This window comes from Oleiphilus sp. HI0079 (assembly GCF_001635105.1).
Genome location: NZ_LWFT01000485.1, coordinates 1 through 521, shown reverse-complemented (window position 1 = coordinate 521; position 521 = coordinate 1). Strand labels below are relative to the sequence as shown.

The 521-nt window shown below is 50.1% G+C and carries 1 rRNA gene; it reads right to left on the bottom strand.

Features of this window, described 5'->3' with window-relative positions:
• Nucleotides 1-466: ribosomal RNA gene (locus tag A3750_RS06325) — 23S ribosomal RNA — on the bottom strand; the annotation flags it as partial.
• Between the last annotated feature and the right edge of the window lie 55 nt (nucleotides 467-521).

Here is a 521-nt window from a genome sequence, read left to right as displayed (position 1 = left end):
TTTTCGCCTTTCCCTCACGGTACTGGTTCACTATCGGTCAGTCAGGAGTATTTAGCCTTGGAGGATGGTCCCCCCATCTTCAGACAAGATAACACGTGTCCCGTCCTACTTAATATGTGATCGCTGTGTCTTCGTGTACGGGGCTATCACCCTCTATTGCTGCACTTTCCAGAGCATTCCACTAACACAACAACCATCGGCTACTCCCCGTTCGCTCGCCGCTACTAGGGGAATCTCGGTTGATTTCTTTTCCTCCGGGTACTTAGATGTTTCAGTTCTCCGGGTTCGCTTCCTACACCTATGTATTCAGTGCAGGATATCCGCCTTATGACGGATGGGTTTCCCCATTCGGAAATCGTTGGGTCAAAGCTCGTTTACCAGCTTACCAACGCTTATCGCAGGTTTCTACGTCCTTCATCGCCTCTGACTGCCAAGGCATCCACCGTATGCGCTTAGTCGCTTGACTATATAACCCAAAGAGTCCTCCAGGACGACCTTTTACCATCCTAGTCTCGAGTCAT